Raw genomic sequence first — 1,358 nt, forward strand, 5'->3', positions numbered from 1 at the left:
GGAGTTAATGAGATGGTCTTCCCCACCTTGTGAACCATACTCTTTATAGAGTATTTTTTCTGGAGAGTCCATCATGCAAAACGTCACCCTTATTGGTATCGATCTCGGCAAGCATTCTTTCCATATCCATTGTCAGGACAAATTCGGCAAGACTATGCTGCGTAAAAAATTTACCCGCCCAAAATTAATGGAATTTTTAGCTGGGTGTACATCGACTACCGTCGTGATGGAAGCTTGTGCGGGTGCACATTTTCTGGCTCGTCGGATCGCTGATTTAGGCCATGATGCGAAGCTGATATCTCCGCAGTTTGTTCGTCCTTTTGTCAAAAGTAACAAAAATGATTTCGTTGATGCAGAGGCGATATGTGAAGCGGCATCACGCCCCTCAATGCGTTTTGTCCAGCCGAGAACGGAGACGCAACAGGCGATGAGAGCACTGCATCGTGTCAGAGAATCACTCATCAAAGATAAGGTAAAGACCACTAACCAAATGCACGCCTTTTTGCTGGAGTTTGGTATCAGTCTGCCAAAAGGCGAGGCGGTCATTAAACGGTTATCTCTGGTTCTGGCAGAACACGACGTGCCCGATTATCTGAGCCGTTTACTGATGAAATTACATGCCCACTACCTTTATCTTGTCGAGCAAATAACCACGTTGGAATTAGAATTAAAACAGTCCATCAAAGCGGACGATGCGACTCAACGCATGATGACAATACCGGGGGTAGGACCCATTACCGCCAGCCTACTTTCATCCCAGCTTGGTGACGGAAAACAATTTTCATGCAGCCGGGATTTTGCGGCTTCGATGGGGCTTGTTCCCCGACAATACAGTACAGGGGGAAAACCGACTCTGCTGGGTATCAGCAAACGCGGCAACAAAAATTTGCGCCGATTGCTGGTTCAATGCGCCCGGGCGTTTATGATGCGGCTTGAGCATCAGCATGGGAGACTTGCCGAGTGGGTTCAGGCACAACTGAGCAAGAAACATTCGAATGTGGTTGCCTGTGCATTGGCTAATAAGCTGGCAAGAATAGCCTGGGCAATCACTACTCGACAAAATGAGTATCAGGCCTAATAGAGGCTGGCTGATTCAATAACTTGATGATTAAACAGTGAAATACACGTTACCTATCTGGTTTTGCGAAGACTGATTATTGATGACATGAACGGCCAATCGGCCTGATGAATAACCTAAGAAACAAAATGGCTCATTGAAGCCGGGGAGTTTTTAAGGTTCATCAGGCGCAGAACTCATCGTGGCGCGGGTATCCATACTCATAGAGACGCCGGATAGATTTAAGCAAGCCAACCATACATCAAAATGAGTGTTGCAAAAACGGGGAAGACCATAGATT

General features: G+C 46.6%; 1 protein-coding gene. It reads left to right on the forward strand.

Annotation, left to right across the window (positions count from 1 at the left end; all coding sequences use genetic code 11):
* Positions 1-73 precede the first annotated feature (73 nt).
* Positions 74-1,078 carry an IS110 family transposase gene (locus Xets_RS18775; RefSeq protein WP_099134140.1) on the forward strand — a complete coding sequence of 335 codons (1,005 nt, stop codon included), beginning with the start codon at positions 74-76 and terminating at the stop codon, positions 1,076-1,078.
* Positions 1,079-1,358 lie beyond the last annotated feature (280 nt).

Source organism: Xenorhabdus sp. TS4, from assembly GCF_014467265.1.
Taxonomy (GTDB): domain Bacteria; phylum Pseudomonadota; class Gammaproteobacteria; order Enterobacterales; family Enterobacteriaceae; genus Xenorhabdus; species Xenorhabdus ehlersii.

What these genes read in the sequence shown, in the direction of transcription:
- Xets_RS18775 (WP_099134140.1), top strand. Translation starts at nt 74, where the DNA reads ATGCAAAACGTCACCCTTATTGGTATCGATCTCGGCAAGCATTCTTTC.